General features: G+C 70.3%; 17 protein-coding genes and 1 pseudogene. 7 read left to right on the forward strand and 11 right to left on the reverse strand.

All coding sequences use genetic code 11. The annotated features are described in order from the left end of the window. Nucleotides 1-134 precede the first annotated feature (134 nt). Together AB0M54_RS03370 and AB0M54_RS03375 are read left to right on the forward strand one after the other, a co-directional pair. Complete coding sequence (locus AB0M54_RS03370) at nucleotides 135-986, forward strand: ECF subfamily RNA polymerase sigma factor, BldN family (RefSeq protein WP_364469184.1); 852 nt, start codon at nucleotides 135-137, stop codon at nucleotides 984-986. A gap of 160 nt (nucleotides 987-1,146) precedes the next feature. Beyond that, nucleotides 1,147-1,986, forward strand: a pseudogene (locus AB0M54_RS03375) (DUF5667 domain-containing protein); the annotation flags it as partial. A 411-nt stretch (nucleotides 1,987-2,397) separates the two neighbouring features. Here AB0M54_RS03375 and AB0M54_RS03380 read toward each other — a convergent pair. The 5 genes from AB0M54_RS03380 to AB0M54_RS03400 all read right to left on the reverse strand — a co-directional run bounded on the left by AB0M54_RS03380 (nucleotide 2,398) and on the right by AB0M54_RS03400 (nucleotide 6,336). Further along, on the reverse strand, nucleotides 2,398-3,423 hold the full coding sequence (locus AB0M54_RS03380; RefSeq protein ID WP_364313673.1) for a lysophospholipid acyltransferase family protein: 1,026 nt from the start codon (nucleotides 3,421-3,423) through the stop codon (nucleotides 2,398-2,400). 73 nt (nucleotides 3,424-3,496) lie between these two features. Beyond that, entirely contained in the window at nucleotides 3,497-4,582 is a 1,086-nt protein-coding gene (locus AB0M54_RS03385) for an NAD-dependent epimerase/dehydratase family protein (RefSeq protein ID WP_364313670.1), read from the reverse strand. A gap of 70 nt (nucleotides 4,583-4,652) precedes the next feature. Next, the gene (locus AB0M54_RS03390; protein WP_007465623.1) at nucleotides 4,653-4,754 is read right to left on the reverse strand and encodes an AURKAIP1/COX24 domain-containing protein; all 102 of its coding nucleotides are present in this window, start codon (nucleotides 4,752-4,754) and stop codon (nucleotides 4,653-4,655) included. Between the two features lie 238 nt (nucleotides 4,755-4,992). Further along, nucleotides 4,993-5,214, reverse strand: coding sequence for a helix-turn-helix domain-containing protein (locus tag AB0M54_RS03395; protein WP_364313667.1), 222 nt, complete (start codon nucleotides 5,212-5,214; stop codon nucleotides 4,993-4,995). A gap of 201 nt (nucleotides 5,215-5,415) precedes the next feature. Continuing rightward, complete coding sequence (locus AB0M54_RS03400) at nucleotides 5,416-6,336, reverse strand: proline dehydrogenase family protein (RefSeq protein WP_364468861.1); 921 nt, start codon at nucleotides 6,334-6,336, stop codon at nucleotides 5,416-5,418. Nucleotides 6,337-6,390: 54 nt separating this feature from the next. Here AB0M54_RS03400 and AB0M54_RS03405 point away from each other — a divergent pair, with 54 nt between their 5' ends. Then, a complete protein-coding gene (locus tag AB0M54_RS03405; RefSeq protein ID WP_364313662.1) occupies nucleotides 6,391-6,927 on the forward strand; it encodes a CGNR zinc finger domain-containing protein in 537 nt (178 codons plus the stop codon). Nucleotides 6,928-6,971: 44 nt separating this feature from the next. Here the strand turns inward: AB0M54_RS03405 and AB0M54_RS03410 are convergent, their stop codons facing one another. Beyond that, nucleotides 6,972-7,787: a sugar phosphate isomerase/epimerase gene (locus tag AB0M54_RS03410; protein WP_364313659.1), complete on the reverse strand. Its 816-nt coding sequence runs from the start codon at nucleotides 7,785-7,787 to the stop codon at nucleotides 6,972-6,974. A 109-nt stretch (nucleotides 7,788-7,896) separates the two neighbouring features. On the opposite strand from AB0M54_RS03410, the gene AB0M54_RS03415 reads away from it, so the two are divergent. After that, entirely contained in the window at nucleotides 7,897-8,760 is an 864-nt protein-coding gene (locus AB0M54_RS03415; RefSeq protein WP_364313656.1) for a hypothetical protein, read from the forward strand. 8 nt (nucleotides 8,761-8,768) lie between these two features. Here the strand turns inward: AB0M54_RS03415 and AB0M54_RS03420 are convergent, their stop codons facing one another. Next, nucleotides 8,769-9,452: a response regulator transcription factor gene (locus tag AB0M54_RS03420; protein ID WP_364313653.1), complete on the reverse strand. Its 684-nt coding sequence runs from the start codon at nucleotides 9,450-9,452 to the stop codon at nucleotides 8,769-8,771. A 29-nt stretch (nucleotides 9,453-9,481) separates the two neighbouring features. Beyond that, nucleotides 9,482-10,759: an ATP-binding protein gene (locus tag AB0M54_RS03425; protein WP_364317018.1), complete on the reverse strand. Its 1,278-nt coding sequence runs from the start codon at nucleotides 10,757-10,759 to the stop codon at nucleotides 9,482-9,484. A gap of 185 nt (nucleotides 10,760-10,944) precedes the next feature. Between AB0M54_RS03425 and phoU the strand changes: the two genes are divergently transcribed. Beyond that, on the forward strand, nucleotides 10,945-11,592 hold the full coding sequence (phoU, locus tag AB0M54_RS03430) for a phosphate signaling complex protein PhoU (RefSeq protein WP_364313650.1): 648 nt from the start codon (nucleotides 10,945-10,947) through the stop codon (nucleotides 11,590-11,592). Between the two features lie 127 nt (nucleotides 11,593-11,719). Here phoU and AB0M54_RS03435 read toward each other — a convergent pair whose 3' ends face one another. Continuing rightward, on the reverse strand, nucleotides 11,720-12,466 hold the full coding sequence (locus tag AB0M54_RS03435) for a phosphoglyceromutase (protein WP_364313648.1): 747 nt from the start codon (nucleotides 12,464-12,466) through the stop codon (nucleotides 11,720-11,722). Nucleotides 12,467-13,475: 1,009 nt separating this feature from the next. On the opposite strand from AB0M54_RS03435, the gene AB0M54_RS03440 reads away from it, so the two are divergent. Further along, the gene (locus AB0M54_RS03440) at nucleotides 13,476-16,271 is read left to right on the forward strand and encodes a PAS domain S-box protein (RefSeq protein ID WP_364468863.1); all 2,796 of its coding nucleotides are present in this window, start codon (nucleotides 13,476-13,478) and stop codon (nucleotides 16,269-16,271) included. Beyond that, nucleotides 16,268-17,764 carry a chemotaxis protein CheW gene (locus tag AB0M54_RS03445; protein ID WP_364313643.1) on the forward strand — a complete coding sequence of 499 codons (1,497 nt, stop codon included), beginning with the start codon at nucleotides 16,268-16,270 and terminating at the stop codon, nucleotides 17,762-17,764. Before AB0M54_RS03440 ends, AB0M54_RS03445 begins: the two co-directional genes overlap by 4 nt. Here AB0M54_RS03445 and AB0M54_RS03450 read toward each other — a convergent pair. Both AB0M54_RS03450 and mshA read right to left on the reverse strand, forming a co-directional pair. Next, nucleotides 17,761-18,243: a YbjN domain-containing protein gene (locus tag AB0M54_RS03450; RefSeq protein ID WP_364313640.1), complete on the reverse strand. Its 483-nt coding sequence runs from the start codon at nucleotides 18,241-18,243 to the stop codon at nucleotides 17,761-17,763. The two genes, AB0M54_RS03445 and AB0M54_RS03450, sit on opposite strands and share 4 nt — an antisense overlap. Beyond that, nucleotides 18,237-19,535 carry a D-inositol-3-phosphate glycosyltransferase gene (gene mshA / locus AB0M54_RS03455; protein WP_364313638.1) on the reverse strand — a complete coding sequence of 433 codons (1,299 nt, stop codon included), beginning with the start codon at nucleotides 19,533-19,535 and terminating at the stop codon, nucleotides 18,237-18,239. The genes AB0M54_RS03450 and mshA overlap by 7 nt, the downstream gene beginning before the upstream one ends. Nucleotides 19,536-19,654: the final 119 nt, after the last annotated feature.

Below are 19,654 nucleotides of genomic sequence, written 5' to 3' on the forward strand. Positions count from 1 at the left end.
CGGATTCAGCACGAACGGACGGAGGCGCAGTGAGCGATGTGTATGCCGGCGATCCGTACAGCGCGGCACGCTTCACGCTCAACTCGGGGCTGACCCGGCTGGCCGGCTCCGTCGAGACGTTCGTCGCCCACGCCATCCGCGGCGACGGACCCAAACGGACCCGCAACCGGCCGCACATCAACGAGTCCCCCAGCCGGCACTCGCCGCCCACCGGCAACGTCAAGCCGGTCGGCGGCCGCGTGGCGGTGCCCGGCCGCCCGGCCATGCCCGCCCAGCCCGGCCCCGGCGACCGCAGCCTGGACGGTGAGACCCGTCCCCTGGACAACGCCGACACCCAGGTGGTCGTGCCGACACAGAGCACCACCGGGCCACCCAACGAGTCCGAGCCGCCGAAGTATCCGGCCCGGCCCGATCCGACCGATGCCGCCGCCGAGGTGTGGGCGCTGGTCGAACGCGCACAGGCCGGCGAGGCGGCGGCCTTCGGCCTGATCTACGACCGGTACGTCGACACGGTCTTCCGGTTCGTCTACTTCCGGGTGGGCAACCGCCAGCTGGCCGAGGATCTGACCTCGGACACCTTCCTGCGCGCGCTCAAACGGATCAGCAGCTTCACCTGGCAGGGCCGTGACCTGGGCGCTTGGCTGGTCACCATCGCCCGCAACCTGGTCGCCGACCACTTCAAGTCCGGCCGCTACCGGCTCGAGGTGACCACCGGCGACGTGCTCGACGCCGACCGCGAGGACCGCGGCCCGGAGGGCAGCCCGGAGTCGGCCGTGGTCGACCACATCACCAACGTCGCCCTGCTCACCGCGGTCAAGCAGCTCAACCCGGAGCAGCAGGAATGCATCGTGCTGCGGTTCCTGCAGGGCTTCTCGGTGGCCGAGACCGCACAGACCATGGGCAAGAACGAGGGCGCGATCAAGGCGCTGCAGTATCGGGCGGTGCGAGCGCTGGCACGGTTGTTGCCCGAAGGATTCCAGTGGTGACGCGCACGGGGCAGCACACACTCGCACAGCCGACACTTCACCGACCGTCGATGCCCGTAACCCTAAACCTCCTCGGAGCGTTTGTCCGGGTGCGACCCGCGGTCGCATCCGTCGGTCACGCGATCGGTGGATCAGTCACGAGCGAAGGGAGGTGCCCCCGGTGAGGTTCGACCTTTTCGACCGGCGGCGCGCCGGGCGCTTCGCGGAACTTCTCGACGAGACCGGCGGCGGCCGTCGGCACCACTCGCGTGGTCCGGCCGACGGCGAGCTCGCCGAGCTCGTCGCCATCGGTCACAGCCTGTCCGCGGTCAACCCGCGGGCGCAGGTGGGCAACGAGTTCCGCACCGGGCTGCGAGCGATGCTCGTGGCCACGGCCGAGCGGGACGGGATCGGCCGGACCGCTGCCCCGACCGCGACCGAACCGGTCGGCCACGCCGCACCGCGCCGCGGCCTGAGCTTCAACGGCCGCCGGGTCCGGGCCCGTGGCGCCATCGTGATCGGCGTCGCCGCCGGCGCGATGGCCGTCTCCGGGATCTCCGCGGCCAGCGAGAACGCCGCACCCGGCGACGCGCTGTACGGCGTCAAGCGCTCGACCGAGCGCGCGCAGCTGGCGATGGCCGGCTCGGAAGTCACCCGGGGCCAGTTGTCGCTGGACTTCGCGCGGACCCGGCTGGCCGAGGCGGCCGCGTTGCCGGGCGGCGCGACCGGGTTCTCCGGCGTGCTGAACGACATGGACGCCGACACCCGGCAGGGCGTCAAGCTGCTCAACGAGGCGGCCGTGACGCGTTCCGACAAGGCGCCGCTGAGCCGGATCGACACCTTCGTCGCCGGTCAGCGGCAGACGTTCGCGCCCCTGCTGGGCCGGCTCCGGCCGGCCGACCGGGAGCGGGCGGGCACGTCGCTGTCCCTGTTGGACGACGTCCAGGCCCGCGCCGAGGAACTGCGCGCCGGGCTGTCCTGCGGCACCGCCACCCGAACAGGCGCCGACTCGCTCGGTCCGCGTCTGCGCGGGTGCATGGCCGGCAAGGACTCGTCCAGCGACAACGGCGGCTCGCAGGGGCACGGTCAGAAGGCGGGCAGTAAGCCCGGCGCGACCGGCGCCGCGAAGGACGACGAGCAGCCGGCCACCACCGGCGAGGCGCGTCCGGAGAAGACCGGCCCGGCCGCCGGTCCGACCGGCACGACCCCGGCCACCAAGCCGGGCGACAGCCGCACCAAGGTGGCGCCGACCGGCACCCCGGACGGCGAGCCGTCACCGGTCGAGTCGCCGGCGACGAATGACGAGGACCAGGGTGTGCTCGGTGGACTGCTGAACGGAATCTTCGGAGGCTGACAGCCCAGCCCAGCGGAGATGGCGAAGGGCGGTGCCGGGGTTGAACCCGGGGCCGCCCTTCAGTCACATGATACGACGTCACAGGCCGAACGGATCGGGCCTTTTCGCCAGCAGGTCGTGCACAGTGGCCTGAATCGTCTCGCGCACCTGATCGGCCAGGTTGTAGACCACCATCGGGTCGTCCGCGTACTCGGTGAGGTGGGCCGTCGGGATCGGCGGGCAGAACTGGATCATCCACTTGCTCGGCAGCGGCACCAGGCCGAGCGGGCCGAGCCACGGGAAGAACGGCGTCACCGGGAAGTACGGCACGCCGAGCAGCCGGGCCAGCGGCTTGAAGTCGGCGAGCATCGGATAGATCTCCTCGGCGCCGACGATGCCGACCGGGACGATCGGGGTGCCGGTGCGCAGGGCCGCCGACACGAAGCCGCCCCGCCCGAAACGCTGCAGCTTGTAGCGGTCGGCGTACAGCTTCCCGGTGCCCTTGAAGCCCTCGGGGAAGACGCCGACCAGTTCGTCGTTGCGCATCAGCCGCTCGGCGTCCGGGTTGCAGGCGACCGTCGCACCGACCTTGCGGGCCAGCTCGGACATCACCGGAACCCGGAAGACCAGGTCGGCGCCGAGCAGGCGGAGGTGCCGCTCCTCGGGGTGCTGGTCGCGCAGCGCCACCGAGAGCATCACCGCGTCGAGCGCGAGCACGCCGGAGTGGTTGCCGACCAGCAGGCCGCCGCCGGTGGCCGGAACATTCTCGATCCCGAAGACCTCGGTGCGGAACCAGTCGCGGTAGAGCCGCTTGAGCATCGGCAGGAACATCGAGTCGGTGAGGTCGGGGTCGAAGCCGAAATCGTCGACCTCGTAGGCGCCGGCCAGCCGCCGGCGCAGGAAGGCGAGACCCTTGGCGACCCGCTGATCCCAGATGTCGACGGTGTCGCGCGGCTCCTCGCCGACCGGCTCCTCCGGCTCGGGCTCGGGGGCGGGCGCCGGTTTGCCCGGCGTACGCCCGTTGAGCGGGTGGTTGCCGTTGATCCGCGGCACGGCCTCTTCGGCCGGGAGCTCGAAGTCGAGGTGTCCCGGCAGGGTGGCGCGGCGGTACTCCTCTTGACTCACGATGACACTCCGCTTCGCTCCGTGCCATCGTGAGCCGGACTGCTGAGCCGAATGGTTCGCTCGCTTCGCTCCCTCACGGCTTATCACTTCCCAGGGAGGCGGCCGCCGATGCGCGAACGGCCCGGATGCCCTCGAGAATGGCCTTCTCGGCGGCGTCGAGCCGATCGGCGGTCAGCGACGCGCCGTTCGCGTGCCCGGTGACGAAGTCGTCGAAGGCCTCGGCCGTGGTGCGGGGCGTGAAGCCGAACTCCTCGGTCAGCCGGGCGGTGTCGACCACGCGGCCGTGCACGAACCAGTCGATCTGGTCCAGCCCGATCTGCCCGATGCGTACGTTGCGGGCCACCGCGGCCAGCGACGACAGCGTGCCCTCGGGCAACGCGATCGAGATGCGGCCGGCCCGGCGCACCGCCTGGGAGAGCACGATGACCCCGGCCCCGGCCACATTGAAGGTGCCCGGGTGGTCCTCGACCACGGCGCGGTGCAGGATCTCCAGCGCGTCGTCCACGTGCACGAACTGGAGGCGGGCGTCCCGGCCCCAGACCGTAGGCACCACCGGCTGCGCGAAGTAGCGGGTGAGCGTGGTCTCGGCGGACGCGCTGATGAACGGCGCGAAGCGCAGCACGGTGGCGCCGACCTCGGGGCGGCGCCGGCGGAAGCCACGCACGTACCCCTCGATGTCGAGAATGTCGCGCGCGAACGAGCCACGCGGCACGGCCCGCGGCTCGGTGTCCTCGGTGAAGACCGCCGGGTCCTTGAAAGACGCGCCGTATGCGGCCGTGGAGGAACGCACCACCAGCTTGCGCAGCCGCGGCGCCGCCTGCGCGGCGGCGAGCAACTGCATCGAGCCGATGACGTTCTGTTCTTTCATCGCCGCGCGACCGCCGCTGTCGGGATCGGGCGCGCTGGTGACGGCGAGATGGACCACCGCTTCGGCGCCCAGATCGGCGATCGCCCCGGAGGCGGCCCGGGCGTCGGCCTTGACCAGCTCGACGTCGCCGAGCAGGCCGGCCAGCGCCGGGGGCGGATCACGGGGATCAAGGCCGATGACGCGCTCGACGCCGGGCTGGGCGGCGAGACGTGAAGCCACCCGGGCGCCGAGGAACCGACTGACCCCGGTGACGACGACCACCCGTGGAGGCCTGTTATCGGAGGTCACCACGGGCGCCCTCTCTCACGACGGACGGCGGCGAATGGCAAGCGGGGTCGGCCGGGCAGGGCCCGGCCGGCGATCACTTGCCGAGACGGCGACGCTGGACGCGGGTCTTGCGCAGCAGCTTACGGTGCTTCTTCTTCGCCATACGCTTGCGACGCTTCTTGACCACGGAGCCCATACGAAAAGCCTCTCGAAACCATGTGTTCGCTGGATCGGCGCGCATCACGCACCTGGATCCAATGACTGGACGGTGTCCCGGGCCGGGCGCTCACGCACACGTCACACCCGGGAACCAACCGCTCCAGCGTAGCGGCCTCACCTCGGCGAGACCAACACGGCCCCCACGCCTGGCCTCAAATTCGCTTCCGGGGCGCATCCATGGCCGGCGAATTTGAGACTAGGCGTATAGCGGCTCGTCAGGCCGTCTGGCTGAACGCTCCTCGCAGATATTCGTGTACCGCGTGCTCCGGAACCCGGAATGATCGACCGACGCGAACGGCGGTCAGATCTCCCCCGTGCACCAGCCGGTAGACGGTCATCTTCGAGACCCGCATGAGCGCGGCCACCTCGGCCACGGTCAGAAACCGCACTTCGGACAGCCGTTCCTCGGACTGGTCTGGACCCGTCGGACCCGTCATCTCCCTCGCACCGATCCTCTCGCAGGCGTCGGTCACCGCGGCTCGGGCGAGGCCTCTGACGAGGCCGGTGCCGTGGCGCTCGGACGCGCGTGTCATCAGTACGGTATCGATGCTTCTGTGACCAACGCGATGCGTTCCGTGAAATTGCTTCAGAAAGTCAACGCGCCGCGCCGGAGAGTGGGCCCTTTTCGTCCGGAATGATTACTTACGCGAGGCTAGTGCCCGTCCGAAGAAGGCGAGGTTGGCCGGACGCTCGGCCAGCCGGCGCATCAGGTAGCCGTACCACTGGTCACCGTAGGGGACGTAGACGCGGACGGTGTGCCCGGCGCCGGCCAGCCGCGCCTGCTCCTCGGGACGGCAGCCGTAGAGCATCTGGAACTCGTACTCCTCGGGCGACCGGTCGAACCAGCGGGCCCGGTCCTCGGCGATCGAGATGAGCCGCGGATCGTGGGTGGCGACCATCGGGTAGCCCTCGCCCGACATCAGGATGTTCAGGCAGCGCACGTACGACTTGTCGACATCCAGCGCCGACTGGTACGCGACCGACTCCGGTTCGGCGTACGCGCCCTTGCACAGGCGGACCCGGGAACCGGCCGTGGCCAGCTCGCGGCAGTCGCCCTCGGTGCGGCGGAGGTACGCCTGCAGCACCGCCCCGGTCGACGGGAAGTCCTTGCGCAGCTCGGCCAGGATCTCCAGGGTCGAGTCGGTGGTCGAGTGGTCCTCCATGTCGAGGGTCACCGTGGTGCCCGCCTCCTGGGCGGCGGCGCAGATCTGGTGCGCGTAGTCGTACGCCACCCGCTCGTCGACCTTCTGACCCAGCGCCGACAGCTTCACGCTGACCTCGGCGGCCGGGGTCAGACCGGCCTCGCGCAGCCGGCCCAGCAGGGTGAGGTATTCGTCGCGGGTGGCCGTCGCCTGTTCGGCGGTCAGCGTGTCCTCGCCCAGGTAGTCCAGTGACACCGCCAGCCCGTCGTCGGCCAGCCCCCGGCTGGTCCGTAGCGCGTCCTGCACGCCGCTGCCCGCGACGAACCGGCGCACGATGCCCTTGCTGACGGGCGCGGACTCGACCAGCCGCTCCAACCGGGACGATCCGGCGGCGGCGAGAAAGACGGATCGGAGCATGGGCCGAGCGTATCGCCCGGTGCTGTGCTGGGCCGGGGCAGCTACCTTTGTCGGGTGGACTTCGACGCGTACGCCCGGACCGCCGTTGATCTGGTCAATGCCCGCCTGGACGACCTGGGCGGCCTGCGGGCCATGTTCGGCGACGAGCACCAGTGGATGCGCGACGAGGCGGCCGACAAGGACGTGCCGGTCTTCCGGCGGGCTCAGAAGCGGCTGCGCGAGGTCTTCCAGCACGGTACGGCCGGCCGTGACGCCGAGGCTGTCACCGAGCTGAACGCCCTGCTCGCCGCCTTCCCGGTCCAGCCGCGCATCTCCGGCCACGACGCCTCCGACTGGCACATGCACGTGACCAGCCGCGGCGCCTCGGTCAGCGCGGAATACCTGGCCGGGGCGGTCTGGGGCCTGTCGGTCTGGCTGTGCGAGTACGGCAGCGCCCGGTTCGGCATCTGCGCCGACGAGCGCTGCGGCAACGTCTACCTCGACACGTCGTCGAACAACTGCCGCCGCTTCTGCTCGGAGCGCTGCGCGACCCGCTCGCATGTGGCCGCGCACCGCGCCCGCAAGCGCGCCGCCAGCCTCACCCCGGCCTGAGGCGCGCCGCCAGGCCTCACCCCGGCCCTGTGATGAGAGCCGGCTTAGGCCGTGGCGTGGGCCGGGTTCTGGGCCGGCGCCAGGTGACGCCGGGCGAACTCCAGCGACTCACGCAGGTCGACCTCGCGCTCGGCCCGGCTGGACACCTTGCGGGTGTTCACCTCGAGCGCGACCGAGCCGGTGAACCCGCCCGCGGCCAGTGACTGCAGCACCTGTGCACACGGCTGGTTGCCGCGGCCGGGCACCAGATGCTCGTCACGGCCCTCGCCGGTGCCGTCGCCGAGATGGAGGTGGCGCATGGCCGAGCCCATCTTGCCGAGCATCTCCAGCGAGTCGACCCGGGCGGCCGAGCAGTGCGAGATGTCCAGCGTGTACGCGTCGAAGCCGGTGGTCGTCGGATCCCAGCCCGGGGTGTACGGCACGAACCAGCGCCCGGCCATCTTCACCGGGAACATGTTCTCGATGGCGAACGTGATGTCGGGGTGTTTGGCCTGCATCTTGGCCACCCCGGGGGCGAAGTTCCGGGCGTAGTCGCGCTGCCAGCTGAACGGCGGGTGCACCACCACGGTCGGCGCTTCGAGCGACTCGGCCAGCTGGGCGGCGCGGTTCAGCCGCTCCCACGGGTCGGGGCTCCACACCCGCTGGGTGACCAGCAGGCAGGGGGCGTGCACCGAGCGGACCGGCATGTCGTAGTGCCGGGACAGGACGCGCAGCGCGTCGGCGTCCTGGCTGACCGCATCGGTCCACACCATCACCTCGAGGCCGTCGAAGCCCACCGTGGCCGCCATCTCGAAGGCGGCCGCGGTCGGCTCGGGGAAGACCGACGAGCTGGACAGAAGGACGGGGACCCTGGAACTCACGCTTCCAGGGTAGACCCGGCGTGCTCGAAGGCTCGACTCGTGGCTGGATATAACCGTCAAACCGGGCGGCGCCGAGGTGACAGTCACCCGCACGCGTACGCTGACGCGGGTGAGCCGCCGCACCCCCGTCCAGATCACGCTGGGCGCCACCGCCGCCGCGCGGGCCGAAGAGGTCGACCTCGACTACGCCCGTGAATGGATCGAGTTCCCCGACCCGGCCGACGATCAGCATTCGGTCCGCGCCGACCTCACCTGGCTGCTGTCCAGCTGGACCTGTGTCTTCGGGTCGGCCTGCCACGGCATCGTCGCCGGCCGGGCCCAGGACGGCTGCTGCTCGCACGGCGCGTTCTTCACCGACGCCGACGACGAGAACCGCACCAAGGCGGCGGCCGCCCGGCTCACCCCGGAGAACTGGCAGTACTACCGCAAGGGCTTCAAGAACTACACCGAGATGGACACCGTGGACGGCAGCAAGCCGGCCCGGCGGACCGCGACCCAGTCGGCCGACGGCCCGTGCGTCTTCCTCAACGACGCCGGCTTCCCCGGTGGCGGCGGTTGCGCGCTGCACGCCCAGGCGCTGCGCGACGGTGTGCACCCGCTCACCTACAAGCCCGACGTCTGCTGGCAGCTGCCGGTGCGCCGCGAGCAGAACTGGGTCGAGCGCCCCGACGGCACCAAGGTGCTGCAGTCGACGCTGGCCGAGTTCGACCGCCGGGGCTGGGGCGCCGGCGGGCACGATCTCGACTGGTGGTGCACCTCGTCACCGGACGCGCACGTCGGCACCGAGCCGATGTTCAAGTCGTACGCGCCCGAGCTGATCGCCCTGATCGGCGAGGAGGCCTACCACCGCCTGGCCGAGCTGTGCGAGGCCCGGCTGGCGACCGGGCTGATCGCCGAGCACCCGGCCACGGTGAAGGCCCGGGCCCAACGGAAGATCAACCCGGCGGCCAGCAAGAAGAAGAAGATCCTCTAGCCGCCGGCCTACGGCTCGAACTTGTAGCCGAGACCCCGCACCGTGACGATGTAGCGCGGCGCGCTGGGCTCCGGCTCCACCTTGGAACGCAGCCGCTTGACGTGCACGTCGAGGGTCTTGGTGTCGCCCACGTAGTCGGCGCCCCAGACCCGGTCGATCAGCTGGCCCCGGGTGAGCACCCGGCCGGCGTTGCGCAGCAGCAGCTCGAGCAGCTCGAACTCCTTGAGCGGCAGCTGCACCGACGAGCCGTCGACGGTCACCACGTGGCGCTCGACGTCCATCCGGACTGGGCCGGCGGCCAGCGTCGGGGTGGTCACCTCGGCCGTCTCGGCGCCCTGGCGGCGCAGCACGGCTCGTATGCGGGCGACGAGCTCCCGCGGCGAATACGGTTTGGTGACGTAGTCGTCGGCGCCGATCTCGAGGCCGACGACCTTGTCGATCTCGCTGTCCCGGGCGGTGACCATGATGATCGGCACCGCCGACCGCTGCCGGAGCTGGCGGCAGACCTCGGTGCCGGACATCTCCGGCAACATCAGGTCGAGCAGGACGATGTCGGCGCCGGTCCGGTCGAACTGGGTCAACGCCGAGGTGCCGGTCGGTGCGACCGAGACCTCGAACCCTTCCTTGCGCAGCATGTACGACAAGGCGTCGGAGAACGACTCCTCGTCCTCGACCACGAGCACGCGGGCCAATGTGGTTCCTTTCCGTTCGCGCGGGAGGGCTAGCGCTCTTCCGCGCCAGGGTCGATCTCAGCCGCCGGTGGTAACGGCGACGGGGCTTCCGGGGGTCGCGCCGGTAGGCGCAGCGTGAACGTCGAACCACCACCAAGTGTGCTGGAGACATCCACCCGGCCACCATGGTTGGTGGCGATGTGCTTGACGATGGCCAGGCCCAGCCCGGTGCCGCCGGTGGACCGGGAACGCGCCTGGTCGGCCCGGTAGAAACGCTCGAAGATCCGGTCCAGGTCGTGCGGCGCGATGCCGATCCCCTGGTCGGCCACGTCGACCTCGATCCAGTCGTCGGCCTGACGCACGGTCAGCGAGACCGTGGTGTCGTCGCCGGAGTAGGCGATCGCGTTCTCCACCAGGTTGGTGACCGCGGTGGCGACCTGGCTGTCGCTGCCGAAGACCATGGCGCCGCGCGGCCCGGCGTACACCACCTCGATCTTCTTGGCGCTGGCGGTGGTTCGCGTGCGGTCGATGACCTCGGCGATCACCCAGTCGACGGCGACCGGCTCGGGGGTGGGCAGCGGCTCGGCGCCCTGCAGCCGGGTGAGCTCGAGCAGCTCGTTGACCAGCCGGCCCATCCGCGCCGACTCGTGATGGATCCGCTCGGCGAAGCGCCGGGCGGCGATCAGGTCTTCGTTGGCCTCGTCGTCCGGCTCGGGCTCGGGCATCTCGGTGGCGTCCAGCAGCGCCTCGGCGAGCAGTTGGAGGGCGCCGATCGGGGTCTTCAGCTCGTGGCTGACGTTGGCCACGAAGTCGCGCCGCACCCGGGCCAGCCGGTGCGACTCGGTCACGTCGGCCGCCTCGACGGCCACGTGGGTGGCGCTCAGCGCGACCGCGCGCAGGTGCAGGCCGAGCGGCGCCTGCGGGCCACCCGCGCGGCCCCGGGGCAGGTCGAGCTCGACCTCGCGGCGCACGCCGGTGCGACGGACCTGGCCGGCCAGGGTACGGAGGATCGGATGCGCCGCGATCGTGCCGGGGGCGCCACCGGACCGCAGCAGCCCCATGGCTCGCGCGGCCGGGTTGACCAGGACGGGCTCGTCGTCGGCGTCGAGCACGACCACGCCGACCCGGAGGGAGTCGAGGCTCTTGCGGCCCAGGCCCTTGAGCTTGCCGCTGGAAGACTCTCCGTCGGCTTCGATGGCGCGTCCTTTCTTCCCCGTTTCCACGGTCGTGGCCCTGGCGTCCTGTTTGCCGGTTCGCCGACGGGCGATGAGCAGCCCGGCCGCCACTCCGATGACGAGGGCGACGAGGAGGAGGCTGACGCCTGACACCCGGTCCACGCAGCGATCGTAGGGTCATTGTTTACCTGGGCCCACACGAGAATAGGACATAACGGACGCGCGTCAGGCAATGTTCACTGCTCCGCCCGGCGTCGTTCATCACCGTTCACACGCCTGCCGTCCCACGCACCTAGCGTGGCGAGGACGACAGCCCCGACCGACAACAGGACGTGACGATGCGCGAGGAATTCCGGGCCGACCTGGCCGAGGTCAACCGGCTGCTGGTGACCATGGCCGAAGCCGTACGCGCCGCGATGAAGAAGGCGACCAAGGCCCTGCTCACCGCCGATATCGAGGCCGCCCGGGCGGTGATGGAGCGGGACGCCGAGGTGGACAAGCTCTACGCCCAGGTGGAGACCAAGGTCGCGGACACGATCGCCCGCCAGGCGCCGGTCGCGAGCGACCTGCGGACCGTGATCACGGCCCTGCACATCTCCGCCGACCTGGAGCGGATGGGCGACCTGGCCGAGCACGTGGCCAAGACCGCACAGCGGCGGCACCCGTCGCCCGCGGTCCCGGCCGAGCTGCGCGGCGTCTTCCAGAGCATGGCCGAGCGGGCCGACCTGATGGCCGAGAAGATCACCGGACTGCTCGCCAGCCCCGAGGCCGGCGCGGCCGAGGAGCTGGAGAAGGACGACGACGCGATGGACGAGCTGGAGCGGGAGCTCTTCAAGATCCTGCTGCACGACGACTGGCCGTACGGCGCCGAGACGGCGATCGACGGCGCCCTGCTGGGCCGCTTCTACGAGCGCTACGCCGACCACGCGGTCAACATCGGCGAACAGCTCGCCTTCCTGGTGACCGGCGAACCGATCACCGACTAGCAGGCCGAGCAGTGTCGCTCAACCCCGAGGAGCAACTCGCGTTCCTGGTGACCGGTGAACCGATCACCGACTGACCGTCGTACTGACGACTGAGGGGGCGCCACGGGGGCGCCCCCTCAGTCGTGTGTCAGCGCCCCTGGTTGGCGACCGCGGCGGCCGCCTCGACGGCGGCGTCCGGGTCGAGGTACGCCCCGCCGGTGGTGACCGGGCGCAGGTCGTCGTCGAGGTCGTAGCGCAGCGGGATGCCGGTCGGGATGTTCAGCTTGGCGATCGCCTCGTCGGAGACCTGGTCGAGGTGCTTGACGATGGCCCGCAGCGAGTTGCCGTGCGCCGCGACCAGCACGGTCTTGCCCAGGCGCAGGTCGGGCACGATCTGGTCGTACCAGTACGGGAGGGCCCGCTCGAGCACGTCCTTGAGGCACTCGGTGCGCGGCTTGATCTCCGGCGGCAGGTCGGCGTACCGCGGGTCGTCGTACTGCGAGTACTCGTCGCCGATCTCGATGGCCGGCGGCGGGGTGTCGTACGACCGGCGCCAGAGCATGAACTGCTCCTCGCCGTACTCCTGGAGGGTCTGCTTCTTGTCCTTGCCCTGCAGCGCGCCGTAGTGACGCTCGTTGAGGCGCCAGGACCGCTTCACCGGGATCCAGTGCCGGTCCGCCGCGTGCAGGGCGATCTCGCTGGTGCGGATCGCGCGCCGCAGCACGCTCGTGTGCACGACATCCAGCCGCAGGCCGGAGTCCTTGATCAGTACGCCGCCGCGCCGCGCCTCGTCCTCACCTTTGGCGGTCAGGTCGACGTCGACCCACCCGGTGAAGAGGTTCTTGGCATTCCATTCGCTTTCACCGTGCCGCAGCAGCACCAGGGTCCCTGTCATGCGTCTCATACTGCCGCGCCATCGTGAACGGCCGCCCGTGGGGCCTAGGGTCGTCAACTGTTAGGCCAACTAACTGAAGGAGCGTCGCGGTGCGTCGCCGGCACGCGAGGACCGCTGATCGAGAGCTTTCAACCTGCGATTCTGGGCGTTCAACCCGTGCCGGCCGGCGCTTCGTCGATTGCCCGAACCTTTGGCCACCTGGAGCGACACCGCGCTGTTTCTCATCGATGCAGCCTGCACACTGCTGACGGCATTAATCCTGACCTGAAAGGTGAAGGAAACAACGACCACAGAGGACCGTCCGAAGGCCGCCCTGAGAACGATCGCCAAAGATCACATCATCCTGATCTTCGTGGGTCCCGGCGGCCAACTTCCTGGCTCCGGCAATCGGAGGCGTCAGCCTCGAAACAATGGGCAACGCCCATTGGGTGGCAACAGCCGCAACAGCCGCGGGACTGCATCTCCTGGCCGGCAAACCCGCGAGCTGAGAACTTCCACCATTTCCGGGGCGGCGGAGGGAGGGGGCATTTCCGGCGGAACGGAAGAGGGGTGGAGATCGAATCGCCGGCGGCGGCGGACGACGCCCATCCCCATAGGCGTCGCCCGCACTAACCGCCGGTCTCGGGTCGCGCCGTCCCCCAACGGCTTAGTGCCACCCGTCCCCAAACACCGAACCGCGGTGACCGCTAGCGGTCGACCCGTTCCCCGAACTAACGGTTCGGTGTTCATTGACTACGCTAGTTGGATGGCGCAATGGGGGGCAAGCTAGTTGGCTGTCTGCCATCTGTCTGAACCGTCACAGCTGGCCGAACGGCCGAGGCGCCCGAGGTCACCGACCGGATGAGGCGCCCTCCCCCGCCCGACGGGAACCAGGAACCAGGGTCGAACCGGGCATGAATCAGGCATAAGTTCGTCGAAAACGGGCATCGACAGCAACGGGCCGTCTCAGGGTTTCGATCCGGTTGCCGAACGGTGAGGTGATTGCCGGCATCGAGTCACGGGAGCCCTGATGGCCCAGCCCACCCCCACCGCTGACGACCGGCCGCTGAACCGCGCCGCGCTGGAGCTGCTGCTGCACGAGCGGCTCGTCGCCACGGTCAGCGCCCGCAACGGCGAGGTGGTGTCGGCCAACGAGCGGTTCTGTGAGCTCATCGGGCGGCCCGAGGCCGAGGTCCGCGGCGAGCAGCTGGCCGCGTTGTGGAACGCGTCGGCCACCGCGGTGGACCGGCTGCTCGATGCCGCCCGCGACGGCCAGTACCTGGAGCAGGTCACATCCGTGATCGACAGCACCGAGCGCACCCGGTGGCTGCGGATCAACTGCGGGCCGGTGGAGCCGGAGCGGACGCTGGTGCTGATCACCGCGTACGACATCACCGAGGACCGCCGGCAGGTCACCGAGCTGAAGGGCAAGTACACGGCGATCGACCGCGCCCAGGCCGTCATCGAGTTCGACCTGGACGGCCTCATCCTCAGCGCGAACGAGAACTTCCTGGAGCTGACCGGCTACGCGCTCGGCGACCTGGTCGGCCAGCACCACCGGTTGCTGTGCGAGGAGCGGTACGCCGAGAGCACCGAGCACGCCCAGCTCTGGGAGCGGCTGCGCAACGGCGAGGTGGAGAGCGGCGAGTTCAAGCGGGTCGGGCGGGGCGGGCGGGAGGTGTGGATCCGGGCCACCTACAACCCGATCCTCAACCTGGACGGCCGGCCGTACAAGGTCGTCAAGTACGCCCTGGACGTCACCGAGACCAAGCTGCGCAACGCCGAGTACGAGGGCAAGGTGACCGCGATCGGCCGGGCCCAGGCGGTGATCGAGTTCGACCTCAACGGCCTGATCCTGGACGCGAACCAGAACTTCCTGAACACCATGGGTTACACGATCGACGAGGTCCGCGGCCAGCATCACCGGATGTTCGTGGACGAGCAGGAGGCGCGCGGGGCCGCCTACCGGAACTTCTGGCAGGCGCTGTCCCGGGGCGAATTCGAGACGGGCGAGTACAAGCGGCTGGCCAAGGGCGGCCGGGAGGTCTGGCTCCAGGCCACGTACAACCCGATCTTCGATCTGGACGGGCGGCCCTTCAAGGTCGTCAAGTACGCGACCGAGGTCACCGACAGCAAGATCAAGAGTGCTGAGTACGTCGGGAAGGTGTCCGCGATCAGCCGGTCCCAGGCGGTCGTCGAGTTCGATCTGAACGGCCACATCCTCGAGGCGAACGAGAACTTCCTGACCACCATGGGCTACACGATGGACGAGATCCGCGGCCAGCATCACCGGATCTTCGTCGACGCCGAACACGCCCGGAGCCAGGAGTACGCCGCGTTCTGGCAGCGCCTCAGCCGTGGCGAGTACGAGGCCGGGGAGTACCGCCGGGTCGCCAAGGGCGGGCGGGACATCTGGCTGCTGGCCTCGTACAACCCGATCTTCGATCTCGAGGGCCGGCCCTTCAAGGTGGTCAAGTACGCGACCGAGGTCACCGACGGCAAGCTGCGCAACGCCGAGTACGAGGGCAAGGTGTCGGCGATCGGCCGGGCCCAGGCGGTCGTCGAGTTCGACCTGACGGGCCGGATCCTGGACGCCAACCAGAACTTCGTCGACACGATGGGCTACTCGCTGGCCGAGATCCGCGGCCAGCACCATCGGATGTTCGTGGATGCGGAGTCGGCCAACAGCGCGGAGTACGCGGCGTTCTGGGAGAAGCTGGGCCGCGGCGAATTCGACTCGGGCGAGTACAAGCGGGTGGCCAAGGGCGACCGGGAGATCTGGCTGCAGGCCACCTACAATCCGATCTTCGATCTCGACGGCAAGCCGTACAAGGTGGTCAAGTACGCGGTCGACGTGACCGGGACCAAGCTGCGCAACGCCGAGTACCAGGGCAAGGACCTGGCCATCAACCGAGCCCAGGCGGTCATCGAGTTCGACCTCGAGGGCAACATCCTGATGGCCAACGAGAACTTCCAGCGCACCCTCGGCTACTCGGCCCGGGAGCTGGTCGGCCAGCACCACTCGATGCTGTGCGCCGGCGACTACGTGACCTCGGCCGAGTACCGGGACTTCTGGCTGCGGCTGCGCAAGGGCGAATACCTGGCCGGGCGGTTCCACCGGATCGGCAAGTTCAGCCGGGACGTGTGGATCCAGGCCACGTACAACCCGATCTTCAACACCAAGGGCGAGCCGTTCAAGGTCGTCAAGTACGCGCACGACATCACCGACCAGGTCGCGATGGAACAGCGCATCTCGGCCAAGACCCAGGAGATGAGCCAGTCGATCACGGCCCTGACCGGGTCGATCGACGAGATCACGGTGAGCGCGCAGCAGGCCAGCACGCTGGCCGGGGAGACACAGCAGAACGCCCAGGACGGGTACGAGGAACTGCGCAACGCGATCGAGGCGATCGACCTGATCGAGCGGTCCTCCGACCAGATCGCCGCGATCGTCAACGTGATCGGCGAGATCGCCGGCCAGACCAACCTGCTGGCCTTCAACGCCTCGATCGAGGCGGCCCGGGCCGGCGAGCACGGCGTCGGCTTCTCGGTGGTCGCCGGCGAGGTGCGCAAGCTGGCCGAGCGCTCGTCCGACGCGGGCCGCGAGATCACCACGCTGATCCACGAGTCGGCGGCCCGGGTCGGCCAGGGCTCGCAGGTGTCGCACCGGGCGCAGGAAGCATTCGGGATGATCCTGAAGAGCGTCGCCTCGACCAGCGAGTCGATCAAACGGATCGCCGACTCGACCACGCTCCAGCAGACCGCGTCCCGGGCCGTCTCCGGTCACATCAAGGAACTGCTCGGCAGCGGTGAGGCAGACCGGTGACCACGAGCACCACCGACGCCCTCTACGGGGTGTTCCACGCCGGCGACGTCCGGGTGGCGCTGCCCCTGGACGAGCTGCGCGAGGTGATCATGCGGCCGCCGAAGTTCAGCCCGCTGCCCGCGGCGGCGGACGGCCTGCTCGGCGCCGTAAACCTGCGGCACGTGGTGATCCCGGTGCTGGATCTGTGCCGGCTGGCCGGCTTCGGCGCGCACGACAGCGACGAGGGCGGCCGGGTGATCGTGATCGTGGCCCGGGAGGGCCAGGTGTTCGGGCTGCTCGCCGACGAGATCGAGGGGGTCGCCCGGGTCACCGCGGACGGGCTGCTGGAGACCAATGTGGCCGGTGAGGGCCGGGCGCTGTTCTCGCACACCTTCGAGCGGCCCGAGGACCGGGCCGTGGTGTCCCTGCTGGACGCGGCCGCGATCGCCGCCCGCCCGGGCATCCCGGTGGTCAAGGACGTGGGGTTGCGCCCGCCGGTCGGCGGCGGCGTGGACTCCTCCCGGCGTACGGTCCTGCTGCTGCAGTGTGGCGCGGTCGGGCTGAGCATCGACGTGACCCACGTACACTCGGTGATCCCGCAGCTGACCCTGCATCCGTCCCCATTGGACGGGGCGACCTGCCGGGGCGTCGTGCACCTGCACGGCCGGGCGGTGCCCGCGGTCGACCCGCTCGGGCTGCTCGGGCTGGGCGCGCTGCCCGACGACGGGAAGCTGCGCGGGCTGGTGCTGGCCACCGAACGCGGCCTCGTCGTCCTCACCGTCTCTGACATCTCGGACATCGCGGCGGTGCCGATCGACGACGTGCTGCCGCTGCCGCCGGTGGGCATGCGCAAGGGCGGCTTCCTGGACGGCATCCTCCGGGTCGAGGGCGGCCGCCAGCACCTGCTGCTGAATGGCGCGGCCCTGCGGGCGGACGCCGAACTGGACACCCTCGCGGGCCTCGGCCTGCCGCTGGACGCCTCGGCCTCGACCGGCATGCCCGCTGCGGAGGCGGCGCCGGCCAAGGGCGGCGGGACGGCCGGGAAGACGCACGACGGCCGGCGGATCCAGCCGCGGGTCCGCAAGTTCCTGACCTACAGCGTCGGGATGGAGGCGGCCACGCCGCTGGAGCAGATCACCGAGATCGTGCCGTACCCGGAGCACGCGATCGCCATGGACAGCGGGGGCGAACTGCTCGGCGTCTTCACCCACCGCAAGTTGTCGGTGCCGCTGCTCTCCCTCAGCCTGCTGCTCGGCCTGCCCGACCCGGTGGACACCGCCGCCGCGCGGGTGCTGCTGGTGGACACGCCCGGCGGCGAGCTGGTCGGGTTCGTGGTGCCCGCCCTGCACGCGATCGAGGACTCGGTGTGGGAGGAGATCAGCCCGGCCCCGACCGGCGACCCGGCCACGATGTTGCAGCGCGGGCCGCTGGTGAAGATCGGCACCGAGGCTCAGGGCCGGCTGCTGCCGTACATCGATCTGAACGATCTGGTCGCCGCCGAGCTGGTCGCCTAATCGGCTGGTCGGGCGAAGTGCTCGAAGGCTTTCAGGTTGGCCAGGGACTCGCCGCGCTTGACCCGCCACGCCCACTCACGCCGGATGGACTCGCCGAAGCCGATCTCGAGCATCGGGTCGAAGGACTCGTCGGCGTACGTCAGCACCGCGCCGAGGAGCCGGTCCAGCTCGTCCTCGTCCAGCGACCGCAGCGAGACGCGACCGGTCAGGTAGACGTCGCCGCCGGCGTCGATCGAGAAGCTCACCGCGTACATCCGGGCGTTGCGCCGCAACAGCCACGCCCAGAGCTCCTCGCGGTTCTCGTCGGGCTGCCGCATCACGAACGCCTCGATGCGCAGGGCGTGCTCGCCGGCGATCAGGTTGCACGCGGTCTTGAGCTTGTGGGTGCCGGGCAGCGTGACCACCCACGAGTTGGCACCGGTCGGCTCGCACTCCAGTTCGCGCTCGGCGCAGACCTTCTCGATCAGATCCTTCACCATGCGTACGCCTCCAAGCGCGCCGCGATCAGCGCCCGGTGCGCGGTCACCGCCTCACGGTAGACGCGGAGCAGGCCCTCGGCCGTACGGTCCCAGGAGAACCCGGCCGCGTGCGCGACCGCCCCGGTCGACAGTTCGGCCCGGAAGCCCGGCGCGGCCAGCAGCCGGCCCAGGACCCGGCCCCAGTCCTCCGGATCGTGCCCGTCGACCAGCACCCCGCTGATGCCGTCACGCACGGCGGTGACCAGGCCGCCGACCGCGGCCGCGACCACCGGCGTCCCGCACGCCTGCGCCTCCAGCGCGACCAGCCCGAACGACTCGTTGTGGGACGGCACCGCGACCAGGTCGGAGGTGCGGTACAGAGTGGCCAGCCCCTCACCGGTCTGCGGCGGCAGGAAGACCACCGACTCGGCGACGCCGAGCGACTCGGCCAGCTCGATCAGCGAGGTCGGCCGGTCCAGTCCGGTGCCGCTGGGCCCGCCGCAGATGACCACGGTCACCGGGAGGCCCGGGTCTCGGGCGCGGAGCGCGGCCAGCGCCCGGATCAGCACGTCCGGGCCCTTGAGCGGCTGGATCCGGCCGACGAACGAGACCACATGGCCGGTCTCGGGCAGGCCGAACCGGGCGCGGTCGCGCGGCCCCGGCCGGAACCGGCCCAGGTCGACGCCGGGCTGCACCACGCTCAGCCGGGCCGGGTCGGCGTCGTAGCAGGCGACCAGGTCCTGCGCCTCGAAGCGGGTGTTGGCCACCAGCGCGTCCGACTCGGCGACCACCTGCTCCTCACCGATCAGCCGGGCCTTGGGCTCGGGCCGGTCACCGGCGGCGATCAGCCTGTTCTTGACCTTGGCCAGGGTGTGCGCGGTGTGCACGTGTGGCACGCCCCAGCGCTCGCGGGCCAGCCAGCCCACCTGGCCGGACAGCCAGTAGTGGGAGTGGATGAGGTCGTAGTGGCCGGGCGGGTGGGCCGCCTCGGCGCGCAGCACGCCGTTGAGGAACGCGCACAGCTGGGACGGCAACTCTTCCTTCGACAGACCTTCGAACGGGCCGGCGGTCACGTGGCGGACGGTGACGCCGGGCGCCATCTCGACCACCGGGGGCAGCTCGGACGAGGTGGCCCGGGTGAACACCTCGACCTCGACACCCAGTCTGGCCAGGCGTTTCGCGGTCTCGACGATGTACACGTTCATGCCGCCGGCGTCGCCGGTGCCCGGCTGCTCGAGCGGCGAGGTGTGTACGGAGAGTGTGGCAATGCGCCGGGGGGTCGGCCAGCTCAATGCGGCCAGCGGCTCAGCCACGTCAGGTCCTCTCGAGGGGGGCAATCGTTACGGACAACTAATACGACGTTGTTCATCTTCCCCATCGACATGCGCTGAACCCAACACGCTACCGGTCGAGGGTGACCGAGGTCATGACC

Origin of the sequence: Actinoplanes sp. NPDC051470, assembly GCF_040682035.1 — a bacterium.
GTDB lineage: Bacteria > Actinomycetota > Actinomycetes > Mycobacteriales > Micromonosporaceae > Actinoplanes.

What these genes read in the sequence shown, in the direction of transcription:
- AB0M54_RS03395 (WP_364313667.1), bottom strand. Translation starts at nt 5,214, where the DNA reads ATGACGGGTCCGACGGGTCCAGACCAGTCCGAGGAACGGCTGTCCGAA.
- AB0M54_RS03390 (WP_007465623.1), bottom strand. Translation starts at nt 4,754, where the DNA reads ATGGGCTCCGTGGTCAAGAAGCGTCGCAAGCGTATGGCGAAGAAGAAG.
- AB0M54_RS03435 (WP_364313648.1), bottom strand. Translation starts at nt 12,466, where the DNA reads ATGACAGGGACCCTGGTGCTGCTGCGGCACGGTGAAAGCGAATGGAAT.
- phoU (WP_364313650.1), top strand. Translation starts at nt 10,945, where the DNA reads ATGCGCGAGGAATTCCGGGCCGACCTGGCCGAGGTCAACCGGCTGCTG.
- AB0M54_RS03440 (WP_364468863.1), top strand. Translation starts at nt 13,476, where the DNA reads ATGGCCCAGCCCACCCCCACCGCTGACGACCGGCCGCTGAACCGCGCC.
- AB0M54_RS03450 (WP_364313640.1), bottom strand. Translation starts at nt 18,243, where the DNA reads ATGGTGAAGGATCTGATCGAGAAGGTCTGCGCCGAGCGCGAACTGGAG.
- AB0M54_RS03400 (WP_364468861.1), bottom strand. Translation starts at nt 6,336, where the DNA reads ATGCTCCGATCCGTCTTTCTCGCCGCCGCCGGATCGTCCCGGTTGGAG.